The sequence below is a fragment of the Sphingomonas radiodurans genome (genome assembly GCF_020866845.1).
Classification (GTDB): domain Bacteria; phylum Pseudomonadota; class Alphaproteobacteria; order Sphingomonadales; family Sphingomonadaceae; genus Sphingomonas; species Sphingomonas radiodurans.
This window is the reverse complement of sequence record NZ_CP086594.1, coordinates 659,554-684,221: the sequence shown is the minus strand read 5'-3', so window position 1 is coordinate 684,221 and position 24,668 is coordinate 659,554. Positions and strand designations below refer to the sequence as shown.

Genomic DNA, 24,668 nt, shown 5'->3' with positions numbered 1-24,668 from the left:
TCCGCTGGCCCCTTCGTCTAAGGGTTAGGACGCGGCCCTTTCACGGCTGAAATACGGGTTCGAATCCCGTAGGGGTCACCAGCTTCATCGCCCGCTCGCCTCTCGCGGCGCCGACAGGGCGCAATGCGAGGGGGGATGCGTGGCTTTCGATCTTAGCGGGCGCGTTGCGCTCATCACCGGTGCTTCGTCGGGACTGGGCGCGCACTTCGCCGAGGTGTTCGTTGCCGCCGGCGCACGTGTGGTGATCTGTGCGCGGCGGATCGATCGGGTCGAGGCGCTGGCGGCGCGGCTGGGCGATGCGGCGCTGCCGGTCGCGATCGATGTTACCGATGAGCATTCGATTGCTGCGGCCTTCGATGCTGCCGAGGCGCAGTTCGGCATCGTCGATACGGTGATCGCTAACGCCGGTGTCGCGAATGGCGGGCGCTCGGTCGACGTCGCGCCTGCCGCGCTGCGGCAGACCATCGACACCAATTTCACCGGCGTTCTGCTCACCGCGCGCGAGGGCGCCAAGCGGCTGATGGCGGCTGGATCGCGGGAGAGCGGGCGGGGCCGGATCGTGCTGATCGGTTCGATTACCGCGCATGTGACGGGTCATGGCGACAGCGCATATGCTGCGTCTAAGGCGGCGGTGGCGCATCTCGGGCGCAATCTGGCGCGCGAGTGGGTGCGGCAGGGGATCAACGTCAATGTGATCCAGCCGGGCTATATCCAGACCGAGATCGCTGGCGACTGGTTCGATACCGAGGGCGGCGCGAAGCAGGTCGCCGGGTGGCACCGGCGGCGCTTTATGCCGATCGACGTGCTTGATCCGCAGCTTTTGTATTTCGCATCGGACGCGAGCGCGATGGTGACGGGATCGGTGATCGATATCGATGACGGGCAGTCGTTGTAGGGTGGCTTCCCATGATCTCGATCGATCTCAATGCCGATCTGGGGGAGGGCTACGGCCCCTGGTCGATGGGTGACGATGCCGCGATGCTGGGGCTCGTCACAAGCGCTAACGTCGCATGTGGCGGGCATGCCAGCGATCCGGAGACGATGTTCCGCACGATGGTGCTAGCGCGCGAGCGCGGCGTGGTGGTGGGGGCGCATCCGAGTTATCCCGATCTGCTTGGCTTCGGGCGGCGGCGGTTGCCGGCGACACCGGCAGAGATCGAGCGGTTCGTCGCGGCGCAGGTGGGTGCGCTGATCGCCGTCGGGGCGCTCGCCGGGCATCCGGTGCGCTACGTGAAGCCGCATGGGGCGCTTGCCAATGTCGCGGCGGCCGAGCGCGAGGTGGCCGATGCCATCGCGCGGGCGGTGCGTGCGGTCGATCCAGCGCTTGCAGTGCTGGCGATTTCGGGGACTGAGCTGCAGGCGGCGGCGAGCACGGCGGGGCTGTGGGTGTTCAGCGAGGTGTTCGCGGATCGCGGTTACACTGCGGCGGGCGATCTGGTGCCGCGGAGTGCTCCCGGCGCGCTGATTCACGATGCCGACGTCGCGGCGGGGCGGCTGGTCAGCTTCCTCGACAGCGGCGAGATGCCGACGGTGGAGGGCGGCAGCGTTCGGCTTGCGGTCGATTCGATTTGTGTCCATGGTGACAACCCCGCGGCCATGGCGATGGCGGGGCGGGTGCGTGAGGTGCTTTCCAAGCGCGGCCTGACGATCGCGCCATTTATTGCGAGCTAATTTAGGGCCGGAGGTTCGTTCCCCGGCGAAGGCCGGGGCCTAGTCGGGGCGGGGATTGTGGCGCTGGCGCCACTCTCCACTAGTCGGTTTGCGGCTGGGCCCCGGCCTTCGCCGGGGAACTAGGTGGCAAATTCCCCTTTTTAGTAGAAGTCGCGCAGCGTCAGGGTCCGCTTGGTGCCGTCACACAGGCCGAGCGCGACTGTGCGGCCAGGCGCGCCGGCCGACCAGGTGGCGAGCGCGCTGGTGCCATAATCGCGCGGGATCGGCTGGCCGTCGATGGTGCAGATCGTCTCGCCTTCCTTCCAGCCCGCCACGGCCGCTGGGCCGCTGCGCATGACGTGGAGGATGCGCAGCCGGTCGCGGTCGACGCCGACGAGCAACCCGCTGGTGGAGCGTAGTGGCCGCTGGTCCGCAGTCGGGCCGGGGCTGAGGATCATCCGCCCGGCGGTGGGATCGAGCAGCACGCGGTAGTTCTGCAGGAAGCCCGAACCGATCCGGCCAGCCGCCTCGATCGATTCGGAGAACCCGTTGGCCGGCTCGATACGAATCTCGACATTTCGCGCAACGAGTTCGCCCAGCGCGAGCGACGGGACCACGCCGATCGTGCTGGTCACCGCGCCGGCGAGGCCGAAGGAGACCGCCGTAGTGGTGCGGATGCCCGTCAGCCGCGCCGTTGACCAGCCGGCGGCGCTGACCGTCACCGACGATCCGTCGCCGGTGTCGACGACCATCGGCCGCAGCCGCGCCGCGCCCAGCGTGAGTTCGCTGACATAGACCAGCCGATCGCGCGAGATCGCCAGCGGCGCAGTGAAGCCTCGATATGGCATCCGCCCGCTCGGCAGCAGGCGGAAGCGGCGTCCGGCATAATCGATGTCGAGCGCATAATTGCCGGTCAGGTCGCGTCCGACGAGCAGATCGACCGCCTGTGCGCTGCCGGTCGCGATAGCGGGCAGCGTCGCCACGGTCAGCCCTCCGCCGCGCCGTGTTGCGCCGCCGAGCGTCACGGAAGTGGTGTCGGTCCAGCCGATATCGACCAGGCCGCCGATCGCGGTGGCGCTGCCGCCGGGCTTCACCTTCAGCGCTGCCTGGTCGGCGAAGCGGCGCGACAGCACCGAATAGCTGACGCCGGTATCGAGGATCGCCACCGTCGGCCGCCCGTCGACCGCCATGGTGAAGCGCATCTGATTGCCCGGCGTCAGCTCGAACGGCACCCAGCGCGTTTCGGCGTCGGGCGCGAGCGTCGCCGTGCCGGTGGGCTGGGCCGCTGGCAGCGCGAGCGCGGCAGCGGCGAGGAGCGAGAAAAGCAACACGCGCCTGCTTAGCCCGCGGGGCGCGGGGCGGCTACGGGGTTACGGGGCGGTCGGGTTCAGAATGGTACGGGGGGGCGCCGTCATTCCGCTTTCGCGGGAATGACGGGGAGACCTCAACCCTTGTTCGCCTGGCGCTTCGCCATAAACGCGAGGCGCTCGAACAGCATCACGTCCTGTTCGTTCTTCAGCAGCGCGCCGTGGAGCGGGGGGATCGCCTTGGTCGGATCGCGATTCTGCAGCACCTCGAGCGGCATGTCCTCGTGCAGCAGCAGCTTGAGCCAATCGAGCAATTCGCTGGTCGACGGCTTCTTCTTCAGGCCGGGCACGTCGCGCACGTCGTAGAAGATATCCATCGCCTTGTTCACCAGCATCTTCTGGATGCCGGGGAAGTGGACGTCGATGATCGCCTGCATCGTGTCGCGATCGGGGAACTTGATATAGTGGAAGAAGCAACGGCGCAGGAATGCGTCGGGCAGTTCCTTCTCGTTGTTCGACGTGATCACGACGATCGGGCGATCGGCAGCGCGGATCGTCTGTTTCGTCTCGTAGACATGGAATTCCATGCGATCGAGCTCCTGCAGGAGATCGTTCGGGAATTCGATGTCGGCCTTGTCGATCTCGTCGATCAGCAGCACGGGCAATTCGGGGGCGGTGAACGCTTCCCACAGCTTGCCCTTGCGGATGTAGTTGCCGATGTCGTGAACGCGCTCGTCGCCGAGCTGGCCGTCGCGCAGCCGGGCGACCGCGTCATATTCGTACAAGCCCTGCTGCGCCTTGGTGGTGGACTTGACGTTCCACTCGATCAGCGGCGCGCCGGTCGCCTTGGCGATTTCATAGGCCAGGACGGTCTTACCGGTGCCGGGCTCGCCCTTCACCAGCAGCGGGCGGCGGAGCGACACGGCGGCGTTTACCGCCACTTTCAGGTCGTCGGTCGCGACATAGCTTTGCGTGCCCTCGAAACGCTTCATGCCCTCATCCCGTCTCGTTCGAATATCGGGTCTGGCGATGCGGGAATTTTCGGGCGGGCGCAAGCCGGGTTAAGTCCTGCCGCTTAATGCGCGTTGCGGGCTCCGGCGCGCGCATCGAGCAAGTGCCACAGGCCGCGGTGCTGCGCGATCAGCTGTTGCGCGCCGAACATCATCGCGCGCGCGGCGGCGGGCTCCGCCGCGAGCCGCGTGGCGATCGCGGTAATCTGGTGGGGGGCGGGGAGCATGACGGGGCGTGGCGCGGAGCCGGCACGATGCGCTGCGGCGTCGAGGACGGGGCGGATCGCATGCCAGTCTAGGAGTAAGGCCAGCGCCGCACCGAGAGCGCAACCGCTGCGGTCGGATCGGGCCAGCGTCGCCAGGGCGCGCTGCTGGCCGCTGATCGCGGCTTCCGATTCGGCCTGGCCAGGTGTGGACGGGAGCGGCCCGATCGCAGCGGTGAGAAGCGCGAGCGCATGGCGCTCGTCGTCGAAGGCGACGGCGGCATCGTGCATCCATTGCTGCACGTCCTGCCCGCCGCGCGCGACGATCGCGAGCTCGACCATGCTCGGCGTCGCGCCGTGCAACGCGCACAGAGCATGGACCGCGTCCGACAGATCACGCGTTGCTGCACCCGGCAGACAGAGCGACCGCGCATGGTCGGACACAAGCGTGCCTTCTTCGGCGACAATGCCGCCGATCGAGCGACCCGACGCCGCAAAGCCTGTACTCGGAGCGGTCGACACGCACTTTCCCTGTCCGGTGAAGCCACGACGTTAGCGGAACAGCGTAAAGAGCGAGTTTACGACGCGACCGACTTGGACATGATCATCGCGGCGCGACGTCGCATCATCGCGCGATAGAGACGGTCCGTCTCAATCATGAGCCAGCGAACGCGGACGCCTCGACGTGGCCGAATCACCGAAGGGCGATTTTGGCAAAGGCGGAGAGCGGCCGTGCGCTCTCCGTCGTCACCCAGCGCCTTACTGATCGAGGAAGCTGCGCATCTTGCGGCTGCGGCTCGGGTGCTTCAGCTTGCGGAGCGCCTTCGCCTCGATCTGGCGGATACGCTCGCGCGTCACCGAGAACTGCTGGCCGACCTCTTCGAGCGTGTGATCGGTGTTCATGCCGATCCCGAAGCGCATGCGCAGCACACGCTCTTCGCGCGGGGTGAGCGAGGCGAGGACGCGGGTCACGGTTTCCTTGAGGTTGGCCTGGATCGCCGCGTCGACTGGGATGACGGCATTCTTGTCCTCGATGAAATCGCCGAGGTGCGAATCCTCCTCGTCGCCGATCGGCGTTTCGAGGCTGATCGGCTCCTTGGCGATCTTCATCACCTTGCGGACCTTTTCGAGCGGCATGCTCAGGCGCTCGGCCATTTCCTCTGGCGTGGGCTCGCGACCCTGCTCGTGGAGGAACTGGCGGCTGGTACGGACCAGCTTGTTGATTGTCTCAATCATGTGGACCGGGATGCGGATCGTGCGCGCCTGATCGGCGATCGAGCGGGTGATCGCCTGGCGGATCCACCACGTGGCGTACGTGCTAAACTTGTAGCCGCGCCGATACTCGAACTTGTCGACCGCCTTCATCAGGCCAATGTTGCCCTCCTGGATCAGATCCAGGAACTGCAGCCCGCGGTTGGTGTATTTCTTGGCGATCGAGATCACGAGCCGCAGGTTCGCCTCGACCATTTCCTTCTTGGCGATGCGTGCCTCGCGCTCGCCCTTCTGCACCATGTTGACGATGCGGCGGAACTCGCCGAGCGCCATGCCGGTCTGCTGCGAGATTTCCGAAATCTCGATACGGATGCGATCGACGGCGTCGCCCTCGTTGGTCGCGAACGCGGTCCACTTCTTGTCGAGCCCAGTGACGGTCGCGAGAAATGTGTCGTCGAGCTCGTGGCCCATGTAGCGATCGAGGAAGTCCTTGCGGTTCACCTTGTGGCGTTCCGCGAGGCGCAGCATCTGGCCGCCGAGCGCGGTCAGGCGCCGGTTGTAGCTGTATAGCTGATCGACGAGATATTCGATCTTGGCGTTGTGGAACTGGACGCTCTCGACCTCGGCGGTCAGCTCCTCGCGCAGCTTGTGGTACTTGCGCTCGTCGCCCGCCGACAGCTCGCTGCCGCCGCCCATCGCGCCGAGCCGGCCCTGCTGCATCTTCGAGAATTTTTTATAGATCGCCGTGATGTTGGCGAACTTCTCGAGCGCCATCGGCTTGAGCGTTTCCTCCATCTGCGCGAGGCTGAGGGTGTTATCCTCCTCTTCGTCGTCCGACGGACGCGGCGTGCGCCGCTCGGTCATGTCATCGTCTTCGTCGGCCGATGCCTCTTCCGGCTCGGCTTCTTCCTTGAACGATGCGCCGGCGGTCTTTTCGCTGATCTCGCCGCTGTCGTCCTCGGCGTTCTCGACCTGCTCGGCCGACGGGCCCTTCGACAACATCGCGTCAAGATCGAGGATCTCACGCAGCTGCATCGTGCCTTCGTTGAGCTGGGTCGACCAATCGATGATCGCGTTGAAGGTGATCGGCGATTCGCACAGCCCGAGGATCATCGTGTCCCGGCCGGCTTCGATCCGCTTGGCGATGGCGATCTCGCCCTCGCGGCTGAGCAGCTCGACGGCGCCCATCTCGCGCAGATACATCCGCACCGGATCGTCGGTGCGGTCGATCGTTTCCTTCTTCTTTTCGACGACGGGCGCGTTTTCCTGGTCGGCGTCGACCGTCTCGACCTCGTCCTCGGCGGCTTCCTGCTCGTCGCCGTCTTCCCCGGCTTCCTCGTTCTCGACGATGTTCACGCCCATTTCGTTGAGCGCGGACATGATGTCCTCGAGCTGGTCGCTCGACATCTGATCCTGCGGCAATGCGGAGTTGAGCTGATCATAGGTGATGTACCCGCGCTTCTTCGCGCGTGCGACCAGCTTCTTTATTTCCGCATCGTTCAGGTCGATCAGCGGTGCATCGGCCGTTTCGCCGCCTTCGTCGCCACCGCTACCGTTAACCTTCGCCATCAATCGTCCTCGGCATCAAAAGCGCGGGCGTCTTCGTTCGACTGCACGAGATTTGCAAGTCGAAGGTCCAGCGCCTGTTGTTCCCTGACCAATGCCACCTGCCGCTGAAACGCTTCATCAGTGAAGCGTGCCTGCATGGCGGAAGTCGCATCGGCCAGCGCCGCATCCACTTCGGGCCGCGCCACGAGGATCGCTATCGCTTCGTCAAGGTCTTCCCTGGCGCGCGTCTCGTCCCCCGTCGCTTGGGTGAAGGAATAAGGCATCGTATCGGCTCTCAAGAGGTCGCGGGCGACCGTTTCGAAACCGCTTTGCGCCAATATGGTAACCAGGCGGCCGCTATCAAGCGCCTGATCTTCAAGCGCGACATCCACCACGGCCTCGAACAATCGTCCGAGCGCGCCATCCGCCAGCCGAAGCGATCCCAATACCTCGACATGCCGTGCGATTTCCACCGGGTGGCGGATCAGTCCGGCGAGCACTGCCTTGGCAAGCACGCGATCGATCCCGATCGCGCGAAACGCTTTGGCATCCTCGGTGACGGGGGCAGGCGGGGGCGACCATTTCTGCCCCGGCTTGCGAGGCACGAAGGGTTGGCGCGGTTGAAACGGCGCGCGCGGCGGGGCGGCGAACTGCTCGTCGTAGCGGCGGCGGAATTCGGATTGGTATTCGGAGCGGACGACCGGATCGGCGATTGCCTTGGCCAATTCCGCGAAGCGGCCGCGGAAGCCGGCGCGCTCCTCGGGAGTCGTCATCGGCTCGGCAGCGAGTTCGTGCGCCCATAGTCGATCGACTAGCTGTGTTGCGTCGCGAACGAGCGCCTCGAACGCGCCGGCGCCCTTGGCGCGGATCAGATCGTCGGGATCCTGCCCCTCGGGCAAGGTGACGAACTTGAGGCTCTTGCCCGCCGCCAGCATCGGCATGGCACGGTGCGCGGCGCGGATCGCGGCCTTCTGGCCGGCATTGTCGCCGTCGAAGCAGAGCGTCGGCACATCGGCGATGCGCCACAGCCGTTCGAGCTGATGCTCGGTCAGCGCGGTGCCGAGTGGGGCGACGACTTCGCCGATCCCCGCCTGCGCCAGCGCGATTGCGTCCATATAGCCTTCGACGACAAACACGCGGTTCGCCTTGCGCGCCGCGGGCAGCGCGCGATCGATATTGTAGAGCGTGCGGCCCTTGTCGAAGAGCGGGGTGTCGGGCGAGTTCAGATATTTCGGCTCGCCGTCGCCGATGATCCGCCCGCCGAACGCAATCACGCGCCCGCGCTGGTCGCGGATCGGGATCATCAGCCGGCCGCGGAAGCGATCGTAGGGCTCCTTGCCCTCGACGTTGATGAGCAGCCCGGCCTCGATCAGCATTGCATCGCCGAACTGCTTCAACGCCGCGCGCAGCTTGCCGCGCGCATCGGGAGCGAAGCCGAAGCCGAAGGTGCGCTTTGTCTCCGCCTTGATGCCGCGCCGGTCGAGCAACTCACGCGCGGCGCTGCCCTCCAGCCCGTCGAGCTGCGTGCAGAACCACTCGGCGGCGGCGGCCATGACGTCATGCAGCGACTGCGCTTTCTCCGCGCGCTCGGCCGACTTCTTGTCGAGGGCGGGGACTTCCATGCCGGCGGCCTGCGCAAGCTCCTTCACCGCATCCATGAAGGGCAGCCCGCGCTGATCGGTCATCCAGCGGATCGCATCGCCATGCGCCGAGCAGCCGAAGCAATGGTAGAAGCCCTTGTCGTCGTTGACGTAGAAGCTGGGCGTCTTTTCGTTGTGGAACGGGCAGCAGCCTTTGTGCTCGCGGCCAGCCTTGGTGAGCTTGGTGGTTCGGCCGATCAGCGCCGACAGCGATGTGCGGGCGCGGAGTTCGTCGAGGAAGGCGGGGGTTAGAGACATCCTGGTTCTAGCCTGGGCACGGCATCGATGACATGCGCGGGCCCGATATCTCCCGCAAGCGGGAGGTCGATCACGCCAACGCCGCCTTCACCAGCCCGCTTGCCTTCGACATATCGAGGACGCTGCCGTGGCGCGCCTTCAGTTCGGCCATCACGCGGCCCATATCCTTCATGCCCGCGGCACCGATCTCGTCGCGGATGGCGACGATCGCGGCGGTCGTCTCAACCTCGCTTAGCTGCTTGGGCAGGAAGCGGTCGATCACCGCGACTTCGGCTTCTTCGGCGGCGGCGAGTTCCTCGCGGCCACCCTTGCGGTACATCTCGATCGATTCGCTGCGCTGCTTCTTCATTTTCTGAAGAACCTCGACGACGAGCGTATCGTCATCCGGCGTTGTGCTTTGTGTGCGCGCCTCGATGTCGCGGTTCTTGATCGCTGACTGGATCAGGCTGATCGCGTTGCGGGATTCCTTGTCGCCAGCCTTCATGGCGGCGATCTGGGCTTGTTTGATGTCGTCTCGAATCATGGTGCGCGGGGCCATATCAGATTGACGCGGGCGAGGGGCGAGTTTAGCGCGCGGGCCTTACGTACATCGCCGAACCCCAGGAGTGCCCGCCCCATGGCCGACGCCAAGCCCTCGCACGCGCCCCAAAGTCGACCTGCTCCAGATGGCGCCACCGGCGTGCTCGTTCTCGCTTCGGGCGACGTCTTGTGGGGGCGCGGGTTCGGCGCCGAGGGGCAGGCGGCGGGCGAGGTGTGCTTCCACACCGCAATGACTGGCTATCAGGAGATCATGACCGATCCGTCGTTCGCCGGGCAGATCATCACCTTCACCTTCCCGCACATCGGCAACGTCGGCGCCAACCCTGACGACGTCGAGGCGGACGAGCCGCATGCGCTGGGCATGATCGTGCGCGAGGATCCGACCGGCCCGTCGAACTTCCGCGCGGTGGAGCACCTCGACGGCTGGATGAAGCGCCATACGCGGATCGGGCTCGCCGGCATCGACACCCGCGCGCTGACGCGGCGCATTCGCGGCGGCGGGGCGCCGAACGGGGTGATCGCGCATTCCGCGAGCGGGACGTTCGATGTGGATTTCCTGCTGGGGCTCGCCCGGGCCTGGCCCGGGCTGGAGGGGATGGACCTCGCCAAGCAAGTGACCCGTGAAACGCATGGGACGTGGGGTGATGACGGTGCTGGCGGCGTGTGGCGGCTGGGGTTTGGCTATGGGGCCTCGACTTCGCTCGGCACGAACGGTGAAGAAGATGACACATCCGACCCGTCCGTCCCGAGCGAAGTCGAGGGACAGGATGCCGGCGGCCGACCACACGTCGTCGCGATCGATTATGGCAGCAAGCACAACATTTTCCGCAGTCTTGTTGCGGCCGGCGCGAAGGTGTCAGTGGTGCCCGCCGAGGCGAGCTACGACACGATTATGGCGCTGGAGCCCGATGGCATCTTCCTGTCGAACGGCCCCGGCGATCCCGCCGCGACGGGCGAATATGCCGTGCCGGTGATCCGGCAGCTGCTCGACACGGGCAAGCCGATGTTCGGCATTTGCCTCGGGCACCAATTGCTCGGGCTGGCGGTCGGCGCGCGGACGACGAAGATGTTTCAGGGCCACCGCGGGGCCAACCATCCGGTCAAGCGGCTGTCGGACGGCGCGGTCGAGATCACCAGCATGAACCACGGTTTCGCGGTCGAGCGCGAGAGCTTGCCAGCGAATGCGCGCGAGACGCACGTGTCGCTGTTCGACGGCAGCAACGCCGGGCTCGAACTGACCGACAGACCGGCGTTCAGCGTCCAGTATCACCCCGAGGCAAGCCCCGGGCCGCAAGACAGCTTCTATCTGTTCGAACGGTTCGTCAGCGACCTGCGGCGGTAGGCAGCACCTACGAAAAGGCGCTCGTACCAGTCCGACCGGTGGCAATGAAGCTAATGCCCTCATCATCAAATCGAGCAACGCCACCGGTCAGCGCGCCGCTATCGTCCTCGGCCTGCATGCGCACGGCTAGCCCGCCATCTTGATTGGCGAGCGTCCCCGAATCGGTGGCAACGTTGTTGCCGACTTCGGTACTGGTAAAGGTGATACGTACCTGACGGACGGAACCAGCAGTGTCATCGATGTTTACGACGTCGTAGCCGGCGCCAAGATCACGGTTGATGCTGGCGAATTGCGACAGGTTGTACCCGACCACATCGTCGCGGTCTCTGCCTCCATTGACAGCCATTAACACTCTCCCTTTGGTTCCGCGCAGGTACGCCGGGTTTATTTAGAAGATGCATCGGCAACAAAATGACATATATCGATCGCATCGCGGGCTGGCGCGCGGTTGCATTGGCGGGCCGACGTGGCATAGGCACGGCTTCGATGCAGCAGCGAAACCTCTCCCGGCGCGGCCTCGCCGCGCCCGTGCTCGCGCGCGTCGCTCCCTATCTTTCGCTGACGAGACAATGATATGCCTAAACGCACCGACATTTCCTCGATCCTCGTCATCGGCGCGGGGCCGATCGTCATCGGCCAAGCGTGCGAATTCGATTATTCGGGCACGCAGGCGATCAAGGCGTTGCGCGAGGAGGGTTATCGCATCGTTCTGGTGAATTCGAACCCTGCGACGATCATGACCGATCCCGAACTCGCGGAAGCGACGTACGTCGAGCCGATCACGCCCGAGATCGTCGCCAAGATCATCGCGAAGGAGCGCCCCGACGCGGTGCTGCCGACGATGGGCGGACAGACCGCTCTCAATACCGCGTTGGCGCTGTTCCGCGACGGTACGCTGGAGAAATATGGCGTCCAGATGATCGGCGCCGATGCTGACGCGATCGACATGGCCGAGGACCGGCTGAAGTTCCGCGACGCGATGGACCGGATCGGGCTGGAAAGCGCGCGCTCGGCGATCGCGCACAGCGAGGCGGAGGCGCTCGAAGGGCTCGACAAGGTCGGGTTGCCGGCGATCATCCGTCCATCGTTCACGCTGGGCGGCACCGGCGGCGGTGTCGCGTACAACCGCGAGGAATTCCTCGAGATCGTCCGTAAGGGCCTGGACGCATCGCCGACCAAGGAAGTGCTGATCGAGGAATCGCTGCTCGGCTGGAAGGAATATGAGATGGAAGTGGTCCGCGATCGCGCGGACAATTGCATCATCATCTGTTCGATCGAGAATATCGATCCGATGGGCGTCCATACTGGGGACTCGATCACCGTCGCGCCGGCGCTGACGCTGACCGACAAGGAATATCAGATCATGCGCAACGCCAGCATCGCGGTGCTGCGCGAGATCGGCGTTGAGACTGGCGGCTCGAACGTGCAGTTCGCGGTCAATCCCGCGGATGGCCGGCTGATCGTGATCGAAATGAACCCGCGCGTGTCGCGCTCCTCGGCGCTCGCCTCGAAGGCGACGGGCTTCCCGATCGCCAAGGTCGCGGCGAAGCTGGCGGTCGGTTACACGCTTGACGAGATCATCAACGACATCACCGGCGCCACGCCCGCGGCGTTCGAGCCGACGATCGACTATGTCGTCACTAAGATCCCCCGCTTCGCGTTCGAGAAGTTCAAGGGCGCCGAAGCGGTGCTGTCGACCGCGATGAAGAGCGTCGGCGAAGTGATGGCGATCGGTCGCAACATCCATGAATCGATGCAGAAGGCGCTGCGCGGGCTCGAGACGGGGCTGGCCGGCTTCAACCATGTCGATCGGCTGATCGGCGCGCCGCGCGGCGAGATCGAGGCGGCGCTTGCGGTCGCTTCGCCCGATCGGCTGCTGGTGGCGGCGCAGGCATTGCGCGAGGGCTTCACCGTCGCCGAGGTCCACGCGATCGCCAAGTACGATCCGTGGTTCCTCGAGCGGATCGCCGAAATCGTCGCGGCCGAGAACGAGGTGATGACGAACGGCCTGCCGATCGACGCGCCGGGCATGCGGCGGCTGAAGGGCATGGGGTTCAGCGACAAGCGCCTCGCGTGGCTGGCGCTGCAATCGGCGAACCTGCGCGGGATGCAGCGCGGCATCGCGCGTGGGTCTGGTCTGATCCACGAAGCGGTGAAGGCGATGACGGGCGGCGTGACGGAAGAGGAAGTCCGCGCGCATCGCGTGAAGCTGGGTGTGCGGCCTGTCTTCAAGCGGATCGACACGTGTGCGGCCGAGTTCGACGCCAAGACGCCGTATATGTACTCGACGTACGAGGGGCCGAGCTTCGGCGAGCCCGAGTGCGAATCGCAGCCGACCGAGCGGCGCAAGATCGTGATCCTGGGCGGCGGGCCGAACCGGATCGGGCAGGGGATCGAATTCGATTATTGCTGCTGCCATGCCTGTTTCGCGCTGGCCGATGCGGGCTTCGAGACGATCATGGTCAATTGTAACCCTGAAACGGTGTCGACCGATTACGACACGTCCGACAGGCTGTATTTCGAGCCGCTTACAGCCGAGGACGTGCTCGAGATCCTGCATGTCGAGGCGAGTCGCGGTGAGCTGGTCGGTGTGATCGTCCAGTTCGGAGGGCAGACGCCGCTGAACCTCGCGCGCGCGCTGGAGGCGGCGGGGATCCCGATCCTCGGCACGTCGCCGGCGGCGATCGATCTGGCGGAAGACCGCGAGCAGTTCGCCGCGCTGATCGACCGGCTGCGCTTGCTCCAGCCGAAGAACGGGATGGCGCGAAGCCGCGACGAGGCGCTGCGCGTCGCCGAGCGCGTCGGCTACCCCGTGCTGATGCGGCCGAGCTTCGTGCTCGGCGGGCGCGCGATGGAGATTGTCGACGGCCCGGCGCAGCTCGATGATTATATCCAGACTGCGGTACAGGTGTCGGGCGACGCACCGGTGCTGATCGACCAGTATCTTCGCGACGCGATCGAAGTGGATGTCGATGCGCTCTGCGATGGCGATGACGTGGTGGTCGCGGGCGTGCTGCAGCATATCGAGGAGGCGGGGGTCCATTCGGGCGACAGCGCCTGCTCGATCCCGCCCTATTCACTGCCGCCCGAGATCATCGCCGAAATCGAGCGCCAGACCGAGCTGCTGGCGCGCGGTCTGGAAGTACGCGGGCTGATGAACATTCAGTTCGCGGTGAAGGACGGGCTGGTCTACCTGATCGAGGTGAACCCGCGTGCGAGCCGAACCGTGCCGTTCGTCGCCAAGGCGATTGGCGCGCCGATCGCCAAGATCGCTGCGCGCGTGATGGCGGGCGAGAAGCTGCGCGACCTTCCCAAGATCGACCGCGCGATCGACTATTTCGCGGTCAAGGAAGCGGTGTTCCCGTTCAATCGCTTCCCCGGTATCGATCCAGTGCTGTCGCCCGAAATGAAATCGACCGGCGAAGTGATGGGGATCGACCTCGATTTCACCACCGCCTTTGCCAAGTCGCAGCTCGCTGCGGGCAATGTGTTGCCGACCGGCGGCGCGGTGTTCGTGAGCGTGAAGGACGACGACAAGGCAGCGATCGTTCCTGCCATGCGCGATCTCGCCGATGCTGGCTTCACCATCGTCGCCACGGGGGGCACGGCCGATCATCTAATGCGCGCCGGCGTGCCGGTCGAGCGGGTCAACAAGGTGGCGCAGGGCCGGCCACACATCGTCGACCGGATCAAGGACGGGCGCATCGGTTTGATCTTCAACACCACCGAAGGGTGGCAGAGCCTGAAGGACTCGCAGCCGATCCGCGCCTCGGCGGTGAATCAGAAGATTCCCTATTTCACCACCGCTCAGGCAAGCATTCAGGTGGCGAAGGCAATCACGTCAGGTACGCGCGACCTTGAAGTAAGGCCGCTTCAATCCTATTATTTGCAGCCGCACAATTAATCCCCGACATTGTTGTTGCGTGCGAAGCGGCCGGTCAGGGCGCCGCTCGGGGTAGGGGTTTTGTTGAAGGAACAGGCGCAATGGCGACCGTCGAAAAGATGCCGATGCTGCAGGAGGGCTATGAGCGGCTGTCCGCAGACCTGAAACGGCTCAAGATCGAACGGCCGACGATCGTCGATGCGATCGAGGAAGCGCGTGCGCACGGCGATCTTTCCGAAAACGCCGAATATCATGCTGCCAAGGAGCGTCAGGGTCAGGTCGAGGCATCGATCTCCGATATCGAAGACAAATTGTCGCGCGCGCAGATCATCGATCCGCGCGACTTGTCCGGCGACAAGATCGTCTTCGGCGCGACCGTGACGTTGCTCGACGAGGATGAGAAGGAAGTTCGCTATCAGATCGTCGGCCAAACCGAGGCTGACGCGAAGTCCGGGCGGATCAGCTACAATTCGCCGATGGGCCGCGCGTTGATCGGCCGCAGCGTTGACGACGAGATCGAGGTCTCGGTGCCGGCGGGCGAGCGTTATTACGTCGTGTCGAAGATCGAGTTCATCTGATCATGCCGCCTGTGCCCCCCGCGCTTGCCGATATCATCGGCGAGCGGCGGTGGGTGCGGGTTGATGACGGCGAGTCAGGCGCGGGTGTTCATCGGCTCGTTGGCGGGCCGGTGGACCTGTTTCTCAAATGCGGTGAAGGCGGGTTGGCTGACGCGGTCCTCGACGAGGCGGCACGATTGCGCTGGCTTGCCAGCCGCTTGCCGGCGGCTCGTGTCGTGGCGTCGGAGGCGTTCAGGGGCCATGGGTGGCTGCTGACGGAGGCGCTTCCGGGGCAATCGGCCGGCGCTTGGCTATCGAAATATCCTGATCGAGCGAACGAGCTAGTCGGTGCAGTTGCCGGTACATGCGTGCGCTACATGATCTGCCGGCTGACGAATGCCCGTTCGATTCGAGCGTTGCCGCATGGCTACCCGAGGCTCGCGACCGTGTTGCGGCAGGGCTGGTTGACGAAGACGACTTCGACCCGGATCATTGCGGATGGAGCGCGAAACAGGTCCTCGCAAAGGTCGAGGCTCTCGCAGCTTGCGCTACCGGGCGGGTCGTCGTGCATGGCGATTTGTCGCTTGGTAACCTGCTCTTCAACGACGCCGGTAACGTCAGCGGCTGCATCGACGCGGGGCGGCTTGGAGTCGCGGACCCGTACCAGGACATTGCCATTTGTTGGCGCGACTTGGGAGGGCTCGGCGCGGCGGCGCAGGCGATGTTCATCGCTGCGCTCGCGTTAAATCCGCCGGATTGGCAGCGAATGATACTGCATCGCTCGCTCGACGAACTGTTCTGACGTCAGGGTACGCGCTTGAGCAGGTCCGGCTCGAGCAAGCGGTGGAGGTGAACCACAACGTATTTCATTTCGGCATCATCGACCGTGCGCTGCGCAGCGCCACGCCAAGCCGACTCAGCCGAGGCATAATCAGGATAAACGCCGACGATGTCGATGGACGTGAGATCGTCAAAATCGAGCGTGCGAGGATCGGCCACCCGGCCGCCGAAAACGAGATGAAGCTTGCTCATGCCAGTCTCATATCGCTTCAGCGTTCGGGATTGAAGGCATCACGATTGCCTTATTCCGGCGTCTTGATCTTTTCGCGGCCGGCCTGAGCCGCAGCACTCCCGGCATGCGTTGCCGCCTTGGTAACGCCCTGGAACAGCGACTTCACTTGCTCGCGCGCCGCATCCTTGCTGAACCCGAGCTCGTCGAGTTCGCTGCGCCCAGCTTCCTTTGCGGCGGCAATCGCGGCGAGTGCCGCAACGCTCATCCGCTTGCCGACAGGCGCGAGCAATTCCTTCTCTCGATCACTGCGCGGCACCAGCGCGCCGACGATCGCACCCAGCGCCAGTCCACCGGCAAGGATGCCCAGCGGATTGCTTTCGACCAGATCCGACGCCTGATGCGCAGCGTCACGCGCCTTTTCCCGCGACGTCTCAACAGTGTCTTCGGCGCGCGCGACCGCACTTTCGTAGGCGTGAGTCGCGCGATCGCGCAGCGTCTCCGATTCGGATCCGGCATTGGTGGCGGACGATTGCTTGGAGTCGGTCATCGCTTTTTCCTCTCGGCCGGTTCCGGCCAGTCACCTGGGATCGAACGCGCAAGCGGCAACCCGGTTGCGTTTGTTTCCGTGCGCTTGCGGGGCAGACGCAATGCCGCCCCGATCCGGCGTCGTGCCAGCCACGCCACCGCGATGGTCGCGGCGACCATGACTGCGCTCGGATGCGCACGCGCCGTTTCCACACCGGTCCGCAATGCCTTTTCGCCGCTTTCGGTGAGGCCCTCGACGGCGTCACGCGCGACGATGCGCGGGTTGAGCCGCGTCTGCAGTGTGCCGACGGTTTCCGTCAGTCGATGCCGTGCCGCTGCCGCGCGCGCCTCAGCCTCGGTCACCTGCAGCGCGCCCGGATCGGCACTCATGCGCCCACCTTGCGGTTAAGCCGGGCGCTACCAATCATCGCTAGAATTCCCGCGATCACGAAGACGCTGCCAACCACTGCCAGTGTGGCCCAGCCCGGACCGATCAGCGTCGCCAGCGTCATGATCAGGCCGACCAGCAGCGCAATTAGTGCCGCCAGCGAGAGCACGCTGGCAATCCCGAAATAAACCGCCGCCCACTTGTACCGCGTAACGGCAACGGCGGCCCGCGCCTTGACCAGCGCGAGCTCCGCCTGCGCCATCTCGCGGGCGTCGCCAGCGAGTTGGGAAACGAGCTGGCCGATGCCCGGCTCTTCGAAATCGACACGATCACCGTGCATGAAGTTCACGCCTTGTCGCGCTGGTCGAGCCCTGCGGAAAGGAGCCGAGCCACGACGAAGCCAAACGCTGCGGCGGTGCCGATCGCCATGGCTGGGCTTTTGCGTACCAAGCCGCGCGCATCGTCGAGCAGTTCTTCGACGCTTCGGTCATTCAGCGACGAGGAGAAACCCTGCACCTGATCCGCCGCGCTGCGCGCATACTGACCATATTGCTCGCCAAGCTTCTCATCGACCTGCTCGGCAGCGTCGGTGAGCATCTGCGAGAGCTGTTCGAGCGCACCGGTGGCGCGGGCCTTGCCTTCGTCGGCGAGGGTACGGGCACGATCAGTTGCTTCGCTCTTCAGCTTCGTGACGTTGTCGCTGATCGCCTGGCGCGCGTTAAGCGGGGGCGTCTGCTCGTCGGCATCATCCTCATCGGCGATGTCCGAGTCACTGGGCAGCGGCGGCAGCGGATCGCCGCCGTCGGTTGATGTGCCCTTCAGGGGGTCGGCAGGCTGGTACGCATCGACCGGATTCATCGGGTTGGCGGGTTCGAGCGAGTCGACCTGGACCAGCGGGTCAGCAGCCGGGGGCGCGACATCGGTGTCGTTCGTTGGCTTGTGGGTGTCGTCGGCCATGATAGATCCTTCTTTGATCGTAACGGAAACCCCGCGGCGTCCGCCGTGGTTCCATCGCGATTTGCCGCCGCGCCCGCGCCCCGTTATCGGGCATCGCGAACCCGTGTCTGCCACCGTAGAAGGATCATTACGTGACCGCAATCATCGACCTGCAAGGCCGCCAGATCCTCGACAGCCGCGGCAACCCGACGGTGGAGGTCGATGTGTTGCTGGAGGACGGCAGTTTCGGCCGCGCCGCCGTGCCGTCCGGTGCATCGACCGGCGCGCACGAAGCTGTCGAGCGGCGCGACGGCGACATGAGCCGCTGGCTGGGCAAGGGCGTCGACGATGCGGTCGAGGCGGTGAATACCGAACTCTCCGACGCCCTGCGCGGCCTTGAGGCCGAAGATCAGATCGAGATCGACGCGGTGATGATCGATCTGGACGGCACCGAGAACAAGGGCCGGTTGGGCGCGAACGCGATCCTCGGTGTGAGCTTGGCGGTGGCGAAGGCCGCGGCGGATGCCCGCGGGCTGCCGCTCTACCGCTATGTCGGCGGGGTCGCGGCACATGTGCTGCCGGTGCCGATGATGAACATCATTAACGGCGGCGAGCATGCCGACAATCCGATCGACTTCCAGGAATTCATGATCATGCCGGTCGGGGCGGAAAGCCTAGCCGAAGCAGTGCGGTGCGGTGCGGAAATATTCCATACGCTGAAGAAGGGTCTGCATGAAAAGGGCCTGGCCACGTCAGTCGGTGACGAGGGCGGCTTCGCGCCCAACCTGGCGAGCACCACCGATGCGCTGGACTTCATCATGACCTCGATCGAGCGTGCCGGCTACACGCCGGGCGACGACGTGATGCTGGCGCTCGACTGCGCGGCGACCGAATTCTTCAAGGACGGAAAGTACGTCATTTCGGGCGAGGGGCTGACGCTCGAGCCCGGCGCAATGGCCGAGTATCTCGCGGATCTCGCCGCACGCTATCCGATTCTGTCGATCGAAGATGGCATGGCCGAGGACGATTTTGAGGGCTGGAAGGCGCTGACCGACGCGATCGGCCATAAGGTGCAGCTCGTTGGCGACGATCTGTTCGTCACCAATCCGTCGCGACTGCGCGACGGCATCGCGCAGGGGCTCGCCAATTCGCTGCTCGTGAAGGTCAACCAGATCGGCACATTGTCCGAGACGCTGGAGGCGATCCGCATCGCCGAGCGCGCTGGCTACACCGCCGTGATGAGCCACCGTTCGGGTGAAACCGAGGATTCGACGATCGCCGATCTCGCGGTCGCGACCAATTGCGGGCAGATCAAGACCGGCAGCCTCGCGCGGTCGGACCGGCTCGCTAAGTACAACCAGCTGATCCGGATCGAGGAGGAACTGGGCAGTATCGCCGTTTATGCTGGGCGGGATGTGTTGCGCACGCGGTAAAAGCGCTTGAATCTACGGGGTGATTCAGCAAGAATCACTCTGATGCTCCGCAAGCCCTCCAATTTTCGCTCCGTGCTGAAGCGCGCCGCCTGGCCGGCGGTCGCGCTGGTGGTGATGGCGTTCTTCGGGGGCTATGCGGTGCTGGGCACGAATGGGCTGCTGGCGTTCGGCGATTACAAGCGCCAGCTTGCCAAGCGCGAGCAGCATTTCGCCGCGCTTGACCAGCGTCGTGAGATGCTGCGCAACCGCGTCGCGCTGCTCGATCCGCGGCATGCCAACCCCGATATGGTCGACGAGTTGGTGCGGCGCGATCTGAACGTGGCCCACCCCGACGAGGTTATCGTTCCACTACGGTGATTGTGGGACCGTCATCCCGGCGTTGAGCCGGGACCGTAGTGCCAGAGACGCTAAATCAGAATTTAGGGACGACATCTCGACCGTCATGCCGGGCCTGTCCCGGCATCCACCGCGCAGTCCAGCCAACCGCTGGCGAACTCGCGGCACGGTGGAGCCGGGACGGGCCCGGCATGACAGGGACCGGCGCCGTATCAGCTCGAACGGCAGCGCTCGCGGCGCTATGGACCTCGGCTCAAGTCCGAGGTGACGCGTTGGGTAGTGGCGCCCGGCGGACGCCGATCGTTGGCTTCCCTCTCATCAAGTTCCGCGCCATGCTGACCCGCGAGTAAGGGGGCGGACTGTGGCGATCTTGGGTATTCTGTGGCCGACGTTTGCGCTGGTCGCGCTCGTCTTTGTCGTGTGGTTCACGCTGTTCTTCCAGCGCATGCGGCATATGAGGCGCACCCCGCCCAAAGCAGCGGACTTCGCCAGTGGCGAGGCGTCGATGCGTTATTTCCAGCCGGTGGAAATGCCGGCAAACAACCTCGCCAATCTGTTCGAAATGCCGGTACTCTATTTCGCGCTGGTGCCGCTGCTGATCATCACGGCGCAGGCGAATGTCATCCAAGTGACGCTCGCGTGGCTGTTCGTAACGGCGCGTGCGGTGCACAGCTTAATTCACATCGGGCCGAAGAAGGTGCCCGCGCGCTTCTTGGTCTATCTCGTGTCGGTGATTGCGCTGATGGCGATGTGGATCGGTTTTTTCGTTGATATCGTCCAGGCGGCGGGAGCATATTCCCGCGCGATGGACGCCATGGGGGGTGTTTCGTGAAGTCCATTCTGCTTGCCACCGTTGCGATGATCGCCGCCGTTCCCGCGACCGCCGAGACGGTCGTGGTGACGGCCGCGCGGATGCTCGATGTTGAGAAGGGCGCGATCGTCGAGCGGCCGGTGATCGTCGTCACTGACGGGCGGATCGCGTCGATCGGCGGCGCTGCTCCGGCGGGGGCGAAGACGCTCGATCTTGGGGACGTGACGCTCGTGCCGGGGCTGATCGACATGCACGTCCATCTTGACGGCAATCCGCGCTACGGCCCGTATCAGGCACTGCAGTTCACCGATGCATTTTGGGCAGTGCAAGGTGTCGGCAATGCCGCAGCGATGCTGCGCGCGGGCTTTACGACGGTGCGCAACGTCGGTTCCGACAATTTTGCCGATGTCGCCTACAAGCAGGCGATCGAGGAGGGTGTGATGATCGGGCCTCGGATCGTGCCCGCAGCGCATGCGCTGAGCGCGACAGGCGGTCATTGCGACAGCACCTTCTTCCCGCCTTCGTTCAACCAGCGCAGCAAGGCTGTGGGCGATAGCCCCGAGGAGCTGCGCAAGGTCGTACGCGAGCAGCGCAAATATGGCGCCGAAGTGATCAAGGTGTGCGCGACGGGCGGCGTTTTCAGCCGCAATACGGAGCCGGGACAGCAGCAGCTTTCGGAAACCGAGCTTCGCGCGATCGCCGACGAGGCGCATCAATGGGGGCTCAAGGTCGCCGCCCACGCGCACGGTGCGGCGGGGATCAAGGCCGCGATCAGCGCCGGGATCGACACGATCGAGCATGCCAGCCTGATCGACGACGAAGGCATCCGCCTCGCCAAGGAGCGCGGCACCTATTTGTCGATGGACATCTACAACACCGATTACACGCAGGCCGAGGGCAAGAAGAACGGCATCCTCGAAGACAATCTGCGCAAGGACCGGGAGGTCGCGCAGGTCCAGCGCGACAATTTCCGCAAGGCCAATTCGGCGGGCGCGAAGATGGTGTTCGGCACCGACGCCGGGGTGATGCCGCATGGCGACGCCGGCAAGCAGTTCCGCGTTATGATCCAGTACGGGATGACGCCGCTGCAGGCGATCCGCGCCGCGACGGTTACCGCAGCCGAGGCGCTGGGTCGCAGCCGCGACGTCGGCGCGATCGCGGTCGGGCGCTATGGCGACATGGTTGCGGTGTCGGGTAATCCGCTTTCTGACGTGACGACGCTCGAGCGGCCGGTGGCGGTGATCAAGGGCGGCGTGTGCGTCGACTGAACCGTCGCGTCGCCTCGTTGGTTCATCGGAACGAAGGAGAGTGCCGGTGGCCGACCAGGAAGATCGCGAGCAAGTGTACAAGGATTTCGGCGAGGCGGTGAACATGACGCCGGCGGCGATCGAGCAGTTCCTCGACACCGAAGAGTCGAAACGGGTCGGCTGGAAGCGCGAAGACGGCAATGACGCGGGCGAAAGCGTCGGCCATGCGTCTGGCCGGCGGATCGTCGATATCAAGCGCAAGAAGAAGGCGGACCTCAGCGACGACGATTACGCGCACATGAAGAAGGTGACGGGCTACGTGCATCGCCATCTCGCGCAGGGCGGCCCCGCCAAGGACAAGGAGCATAGCGACTGGCGCTATTCGCTGATGAACTGGGGGCACGATCCTTTGAAGGCGTAGCATCCGTTCGTCAGCTGGTTTAACGCATGTTACTGACGGGCGGGGAATGAGGGCGAATGCGAGCGATTGGCGTAGTGGTTGCAGCGGCGATGCTGATGGGGGCAGCGCCATCTTCTCCTGACTTCGGTGTGAACCTCGAGCGTTTTACCTATCCATGGCCGGTGCAAAGCATGACGGTGGATGTTATCGGTCAGCCTGCGACGATGGTCTTCATGGATATTGCGCCCGATCGGCCGAACGGACGCACGATCGTGCTGCTGCACGGCAAGAACTTCTGCGGCGCAACCTGGGGGTCGACCGGGCGGGCGCTGGTCCAGGCCGGTTATCGCGTGATCATTCCCGATCAGATCGGCTTCTGCAAATCGTCCAAGCCGCGCGCGGCGCAATACAGTTTCGAGATGCTGGCGAGCAATACGCGCAAGCTGCTCGCCTCGCGCGGCGTGGCGCGTGCGACGATCGTTGGTCATTCGCTGGGTGGCATGCTTGCGATGCGATACGCAATCATGTTTCCGGAAGCAGTAGATAGGCTGGTGCTTGTCAACCCTCTCGGCTTGGTCGACCGGTCGGAGCAAGGGCTGCCGTACGTCGATGTCGATACGCTATGGGCTGGCGAGAAGAAGACGAGCTACGCCTCGATCAAGGCCTATCAGCAGGAAAACTATTACCACGGCACCTGGAAGCCGGCGTACGACCGTTGGGTCTGGATGCTGGCAGGCATGTACGAGGGGCAGGGGCGTGACATGGTCGCGCTGGCGCAGGCGAAGACGAGTGAGATGATCAAGACGCAGCCCGTCGCGCACGAGTTGTATCGGATCAAGCCGCCCACGACGGTGATCGTTGGCACGCTCGACAAGACCGCGTTCGGGCGCCAGCAGGTTCCCACGTCGTTGCACCAGTTCCTCCAGGCGATCCCGCTCGTCGCGCCGGGCGCGGTGGCCAAAATGCCGAAGGGGACGCTGGTGCGGCTCGACGGGCTCGGGCACTCGCCGCAGGTCGAAGATCCGGCGCGGTTCGAGAAGACGCTGTTGTCGGTGGTACGCTAACCCACCGCGCGCGTAACCAGTGGATTGTCGTTGGCTGGCTGCCGCCACAGCGGCCTGGCAAGCGCGACGGTCGCGGCGATCATCGGCACCGCGCCGAGCATCGCCAGCCCGGAAATGCCGCTGAGATACGCGAGCAGCCCCAGCGCCGAGCCGAACTGGACCAGCGCGGCGATGCCGATGCTACGCCGGTCTGGCCAGGCGAGCGCGATGGCGAGCGTGATGATGTCGGCCAGAAAGAAATAGCGCTCGTGCATCCGCGGCAGCAGCCCGGCGACCAGCATCGGCGACAAGGCCGCAGCCTCCATCACCCGCCGCGGGCCGAACGGCGCAACGGTCAGCCGCGCAACATAGGTGGCGGTGGCGCCGATGGCGGTGGCGAAGGCGAGGCCAGTGAGTGGCACACCGGCGAACAGCGGGAGCGCGGCAACGATCATCCAAAGGTTCGGAGCATTTAGCGGCATCGACGGGTCGTACTCGGTCTGCCGAAAGTAGATGGTGAGCAGGTCGAGCGCGGGCCATCCCGCGAGCCAAGCCGGAATGAGGCTGGCGATCCAAGTGACGGCGGCGATCGGCCACAGCCGCAGCGGGACACGGCGGCGGATCAGGAGCGCAAGCACAAACGGCGCGAAGAACGCCGCCTGCAGCTTGAACGCGAATGCGACGCCGCACCACGCCAGCATCGCTGCGTGGCGCCGAGCGACCGCGGCTGCCAGCGCCATTATGCAAGCGGCCGACCACATCGCATCGCATTGTCCCAATAGCGCGGTGTTGAGCAGGGTTGTGGGCAGAATCAGCACCAATGCCGCTGCGCGCTCAAGAGGATGGGGCGTCCGGCCGTCGCCGAGCGTCCGCAGTAAATGCCAGACCGCGCCGGTCAGCGCGAGCGAGCCCGCGACTGACAGCGCCTTGATCAGGTCGACAGGGTGAAACCAGTCAGCAAGCGAAGTCGTGGCGGCTAGCATGTACAGGTACAGTGGAGAGTAATTCCCGAATGGGGCTGCGAAGGCGCCGATCGGCCCAGCTTCCAGGATGTGCCGGAACCACGGCAGCAGATAGGTCGCGACATCCAGCCCGGTGAAGCCCCACAGCCACCAGTGTGCGGCCACCGCCAGCACGAGCGTGGCCACCAGCGGCGGGGCTGAAAGCGGGGAGAGGGTGCGCGCGATCACGACGCAGGAATGCGGCGGAGATGGTTGCTGCCACGTTAAGGCGCGCGGCATTGACGCTTGCCGATCCGCTGCGTATAGCCGCGGCCGTTCGTGGTGGGCCTTGCCCGCACGGGCAGCTTGAACATTGCTGGATGCTAGAAGGGCCGCCGGTAGGTCGCACGCGACCGCCTGATGGTCCTTTTCGTATTCCAAGTGCT

At 65.0% G+C, this 24,668-nt stretch carries 26 protein-coding genes and 1 tRNA gene; 13 read left to right on the top strand and 14 right to left on the bottom strand.

The window, feature by feature from the left end:
- The first annotated feature begins 6 nt into the window (after positions 1-6).
- The 3 genes from LLW23_RS03325 (at position 7) to LLW23_RS03315 (ending at position 1,671) form a co-directional block, all read left to right on the top strand.
- Positions 7-81, top strand: a tRNA-Glu gene (locus tag LLW23_RS03325).
- 58 nt (positions 82-139) lie between these two features.
- Positions 140-895 (top strand): SDR family NAD(P)-dependent oxidoreductase, encoded by a 756-nt coding sequence (locus tag LLW23_RS03320; RefSeq protein ID WP_228947368.1) that lies wholly within the window; start codon positions 140-142, stop codon positions 893-895.
- Between the two features lie 11 nt (positions 896-906).
- Positions 907-1,671 (top strand): LamB/YcsF family protein, encoded by a 765-nt coding sequence (locus tag LLW23_RS03315; protein ID WP_228947367.1) that lies wholly within the window; start codon positions 907-909, stop codon positions 1,669-1,671.
- Positions 1,672-1,811: 140 nt separating this feature from the next.
- On the opposite strand, the gene LLW23_RS03310 is transcribed toward LLW23_RS03315, so the two are convergent.
- From LLW23_RS03310 to LLW23_RS03285, 6 genes are all read right to left on the bottom strand, one after another.
- Positions 1,812-2,981, bottom strand: coding sequence for a retroviral-like aspartic protease family protein (locus tag LLW23_RS03310; protein WP_228947366.1), 1,170 nt, complete (start codon positions 2,979-2,981; stop codon positions 1,812-1,814).
- 113 nt (positions 2,982-3,094) lie between these two features.
- A complete protein-coding gene (locus LLW23_RS03305) occupies positions 3,095-3,949 on the bottom strand; it encodes an AAA family ATPase (protein ID WP_228947365.1) in 855 nt (284 codons plus the stop codon).
- Positions 3,950-4,032: 83 nt separating this feature from the next.
- Entirely contained in the window at positions 4,033-4,692 is a 660-nt protein-coding gene (locus tag LLW23_RS03300) for a DUF6975 family protein (RefSeq protein WP_228947364.1), read from the bottom strand.
- Between the two features lie 237 nt (positions 4,693-4,929).
- Positions 4,930-6,951: an RNA polymerase sigma factor RpoD gene (gene rpoD, locus LLW23_RS03295; protein ID WP_228947363.1), complete on the bottom strand. Its 2,022-nt coding sequence runs from the start codon at positions 6,949-6,951 to the stop codon at positions 4,930-4,932.
- Positions 6,951-8,828 carry a DNA primase gene (dnaG, locus tag LLW23_RS03290; protein WP_228947362.1) on the bottom strand — a complete coding sequence of 626 codons (1,878 nt, stop codon included), beginning with the start codon at positions 8,826-8,828 and terminating at the stop codon, positions 6,951-6,953. Before dnaG ends, rpoD begins: the two co-directional genes overlap by 1 nt.
- A gap of 70 nt (positions 8,829-8,898) precedes the next feature.
- Complete coding sequence (locus LLW23_RS03285; RefSeq protein WP_228947361.1) at positions 8,899-9,351, bottom strand: GatB/YqeY domain-containing protein; 453 nt, start codon at positions 9,349-9,351, stop codon at positions 8,899-8,901.
- Positions 9,352-9,444: 93 nt separating this feature from the next.
- Here LLW23_RS03285 and carA point away from each other — a divergent pair, with 93 nt between their 5' ends.
- Positions 9,445-10,710, top strand: coding sequence for a glutamine-hydrolyzing carbamoyl-phosphate synthase small subunit (gene carA / locus LLW23_RS03280; RefSeq protein ID WP_228947360.1), 1,266 nt, complete (start codon positions 9,445-9,447; stop codon positions 10,708-10,710).
- Between the two features lie 7 nt (positions 10,711-10,717).
- Here carA and LLW23_RS03275 read toward each other — a convergent pair whose 3' ends face one another.
- Positions 10,718-11,056, bottom strand: a complete 339-nt coding sequence (locus tag LLW23_RS03275; RefSeq protein ID WP_228947359.1) for a hypothetical protein — start codon at positions 11,054-11,056, stop codon at positions 10,718-10,720.
- Between the two features lie 228 nt (positions 11,057-11,284).
- Between LLW23_RS03275 and carB the strand changes: the two genes are divergently transcribed.
- Both carB and greA read left to right on the top strand, forming a co-directional pair.
- The gene (gene carB / locus LLW23_RS03270) at positions 11,285-14,614 is read left to right on the top strand and encodes a carbamoyl-phosphate synthase large subunit (RefSeq protein WP_228947358.1); all 3,330 of its coding nucleotides are present in this window, start codon (positions 11,285-11,287) and stop codon (positions 14,612-14,614) included.
- An 80-nt stretch (positions 14,615-14,694) separates the two neighbouring features.
- The gene (gene greA / locus LLW23_RS03265) at positions 14,695-15,171 is read left to right on the top strand and encodes a transcription elongation factor GreA (RefSeq protein ID WP_228947357.1); all 477 of its coding nucleotides are present in this window, start codon (positions 14,695-14,697) and stop codon (positions 15,169-15,171) included.
- 74 nt (positions 15,172-15,245) lie between these two features.
- Here the strand turns inward: greA and LLW23_RS03260 are convergent, their stop codons facing one another.
- Entirely contained in the window at positions 15,246-15,413 is a 168-nt protein-coding gene (locus LLW23_RS03260) for a hypothetical protein (protein WP_228947356.1), read from the bottom strand.
- A 101-nt stretch (positions 15,414-15,514) separates the two neighbouring features.
- On the opposite strand from LLW23_RS03260, the gene LLW23_RS03255 reads away from it, so the two are divergent.
- Positions 15,515-15,952, top strand: coding sequence for a phosphotransferase (locus tag LLW23_RS03255; RefSeq protein WP_228947355.1), 438 nt, complete (start codon positions 15,515-15,517; stop codon positions 15,950-15,952).
- A 2-nt stretch (positions 15,953-15,954) separates the two neighbouring features.
- Here LLW23_RS03255 and LLW23_RS03250 read toward each other — a convergent pair whose 3' ends face one another.
- The 5 genes from LLW23_RS03250 to LLW23_RS03230 are packed head-to-tail and all read right to left on the bottom strand — an operon-like array spanning position 15,955 to position 18,032.
- Complete coding sequence (locus LLW23_RS03250) at positions 15,955-16,182, bottom strand: DUF4170 domain-containing protein (RefSeq protein WP_228947354.1); 228 nt, start codon at positions 16,180-16,182, stop codon at positions 15,955-15,957.
- A gap of 50 nt (positions 16,183-16,232) precedes the next feature.
- On the bottom strand, positions 16,233-16,709 hold the full coding sequence (locus LLW23_RS03245; protein ID WP_228947353.1) for a DUF883 family protein: 477 nt from the start codon (positions 16,707-16,709) through the stop codon (positions 16,233-16,235).
- Positions 16,706-17,077 carry a DUF3618 domain-containing protein gene (locus tag LLW23_RS03240; protein ID WP_228947352.1) on the bottom strand — a complete coding sequence of 124 codons (372 nt, stop codon included), beginning with the start codon at positions 17,075-17,077 and terminating at the stop codon, positions 16,706-16,708. The genes LLW23_RS03245 and LLW23_RS03240 overlap by 4 nt, the downstream gene beginning before the upstream one ends.
- Complete coding sequence (locus LLW23_RS03235) at positions 17,074-17,415, bottom strand: phage holin family protein (RefSeq protein ID WP_228947351.1); 342 nt, start codon at positions 17,413-17,415, stop codon at positions 17,074-17,076. Before LLW23_RS03235 ends, LLW23_RS03240 begins: the two co-directional genes overlap by 4 nt.
- 5 nt (positions 17,416-17,420) lie before the next feature.
- Complete coding sequence (locus tag LLW23_RS03230) at positions 17,421-18,032, bottom strand: DUF883 family protein (RefSeq protein WP_228947350.1); 612 nt, start codon at positions 18,030-18,032, stop codon at positions 17,421-17,423.
- Between the two features lie 131 nt (positions 18,033-18,163).
- On the opposite strand from LLW23_RS03230, the gene eno reads away from it, so the two are divergent.
- The 6 genes from eno (at position 18,164) to LLW23_RS03200 (ending at position 23,302) form a co-directional block, all read left to right on the top strand.
- On the top strand, positions 18,164-19,444 hold the full coding sequence (gene eno, locus LLW23_RS03225) for a phosphopyruvate hydratase (RefSeq protein WP_228947349.1): 1,281 nt from the start codon (positions 18,164-18,166) through the stop codon (positions 19,442-19,444).
- Positions 19,445-19,486: 42 nt separating this feature from the next.
- A complete protein-coding gene (locus LLW23_RS03220; protein ID WP_228947348.1) occupies positions 19,487-19,801 on the top strand; it encodes an FtsB family cell division protein in 315 nt (104 codons plus the stop codon).
- Positions 19,802-20,141: 340 nt separating this feature from the next.
- Positions 20,142-20,612: an MAPEG family protein gene (locus LLW23_RS03215; RefSeq protein ID WP_228947347.1), complete on the top strand. Its 471-nt coding sequence runs from the start codon at positions 20,142-20,144 to the stop codon at positions 20,610-20,612.
- 26 nt (positions 20,613-20,638) lie between these two features.
- Positions 20,639-21,859, top strand: coding sequence for a Xaa-Pro dipeptidase (locus LLW23_RS03210; protein WP_228948445.1), 1,221 nt, complete (start codon positions 20,639-20,641; stop codon positions 21,857-21,859).
- Between the two features lie 46 nt (positions 21,860-21,905).
- A complete protein-coding gene (locus LLW23_RS03205) occupies positions 21,906-22,259 on the top strand; it encodes a DUF3140 domain-containing protein (RefSeq protein WP_228947346.1) in 354 nt (117 codons plus the stop codon).
- A gap of 56 nt (positions 22,260-22,315) precedes the next feature.
- Entirely contained in the window at positions 22,316-23,302 is a 987-nt protein-coding gene (locus tag LLW23_RS03200) for an alpha/beta fold hydrolase (RefSeq protein WP_228947345.1), read from the top strand.
- On the opposite strand, the gene LLW23_RS03195 is transcribed toward LLW23_RS03200, so the two are convergent.
- Entirely contained in the window at positions 23,299-24,471 is a 1,173-nt protein-coding gene (locus LLW23_RS03195) for a hypothetical protein (RefSeq protein WP_228947344.1), read from the bottom strand. The genes LLW23_RS03200 and LLW23_RS03195 overlap by 4 nt on opposite strands.
- Positions 24,472-24,668: the final 197 nt, after the last annotated feature.

What these genes read in the sequence shown, in the direction of transcription:
- LLW23_RS03315 (WP_228947367.1), top strand. Translation starts at nt 907, where the DNA reads ATGATCTCGATCGATCTCAATGCCGATCTGGGGGAGGGCTACGGCCCC.
- LLW23_RS03305 (WP_228947365.1), bottom strand. Translation starts at nt 3,949, where the DNA reads ATGAAGCGTTTCGAGGGCACGCAAAGCTATGTCGCGACCGACGACCTG.
- rpoD (WP_228947363.1), bottom strand. Translation starts at nt 6,951, where the DNA reads ATGGCGAAGGTTAACGGTAGCGGTGGCGACGAAGGCGGCGAAACGGCC.
- dnaG (WP_228947362.1), bottom strand. Translation starts at nt 8,828, where the DNA reads ATGTCTCTAACCCCCGCCTTCCTCGACGAACTCCGCGCCCGCACATCG.
- LLW23_RS03285 (WP_228947361.1), bottom strand. Translation starts at nt 9,351, where the DNA reads ATGATTCGAGACGACATCAAACAAGCCCAGATCGCCGCCATGAAGGCT.
- carA (WP_228947360.1), top strand. Translation starts at nt 9,445, where the DNA reads ATGGCCGACGCCAAGCCCTCGCACGCGCCCCAAAGTCGACCTGCTCCA.
- LLW23_RS03275 (WP_228947359.1), bottom strand. Translation starts at nt 11,056, where the DNA reads ATGGCTGTCAATGGAGGCAGAGACCGCGACGATGTGGTCGGGTACAAC.
- carB (WP_228947358.1), top strand. Translation starts at nt 11,285, where the DNA reads ATGCCTAAACGCACCGACATTTCCTCGATCCTCGTCATCGGCGCGGGG.
- greA (WP_228947357.1), top strand. Translation starts at nt 14,695, where the DNA reads ATGGCGACCGTCGAAAAGATGCCGATGCTGCAGGAGGGCTATGAGCGG.
- LLW23_RS03260 (WP_228947356.1), bottom strand. Translation starts at nt 15,413, where the DNA reads ATGGCCCCTGAACGCCTCCGACGCCACGACACGAGCCGCCGGCAAGCG.
- LLW23_RS03255 (WP_228947355.1), top strand. Translation starts at nt 15,515, where the DNA reads ATGCGTGCGCTACATGATCTGCCGGCTGACGAATGCCCGTTCGATTCG.
- LLW23_RS03250 (WP_228947354.1), bottom strand. Translation starts at nt 16,182, where the DNA reads ATGAGCAAGCTTCATCTCGTTTTCGGCGGCCGGGTGGCCGATCCTCGC.
- LLW23_RS03245 (WP_228947353.1), bottom strand. Translation starts at nt 16,709, where the DNA reads ATGACCGACTCCAAGCAATCGTCCGCCACCAATGCCGGATCCGAATCG.
- LLW23_RS03240 (WP_228947352.1), bottom strand. Translation starts at nt 17,077, where the DNA reads ATGAGTGCCGATCCGGGCGCGCTGCAGGTGACCGAGGCTGAGGCGCGC.
- LLW23_RS03235 (WP_228947351.1), bottom strand. Translation starts at nt 17,415, where the DNA reads ATGCACGGTGATCGTGTCGATTTCGAAGAGCCGGGCATCGGCCAGCTC.
- LLW23_RS03230 (WP_228947350.1), bottom strand. Translation starts at nt 18,032, where the DNA reads ATGGCCGACGACACCCACAAGCCAACGAACGACACCGATGTCGCGCCC.
- LLW23_RS03220 (WP_228947348.1), top strand. Translation starts at nt 19,487, where the DNA reads ATGCTCCGCAAGCCCTCCAATTTTCGCTCCGTGCTGAAGCGCGCCGCC.
- LLW23_RS03210 (WP_228948445.1), top strand. Translation starts at nt 20,639, where the DNA reads ATGATCGCCGCCGTTCCCGCGACCGCCGAGACGGTCGTGGTGACGGCC.
- LLW23_RS03200 (WP_228947345.1), top strand. Translation starts at nt 22,316, where the DNA reads ATGCGAGCGATTGGCGTAGTGGTTGCAGCGGCGATGCTGATGGGGGCA.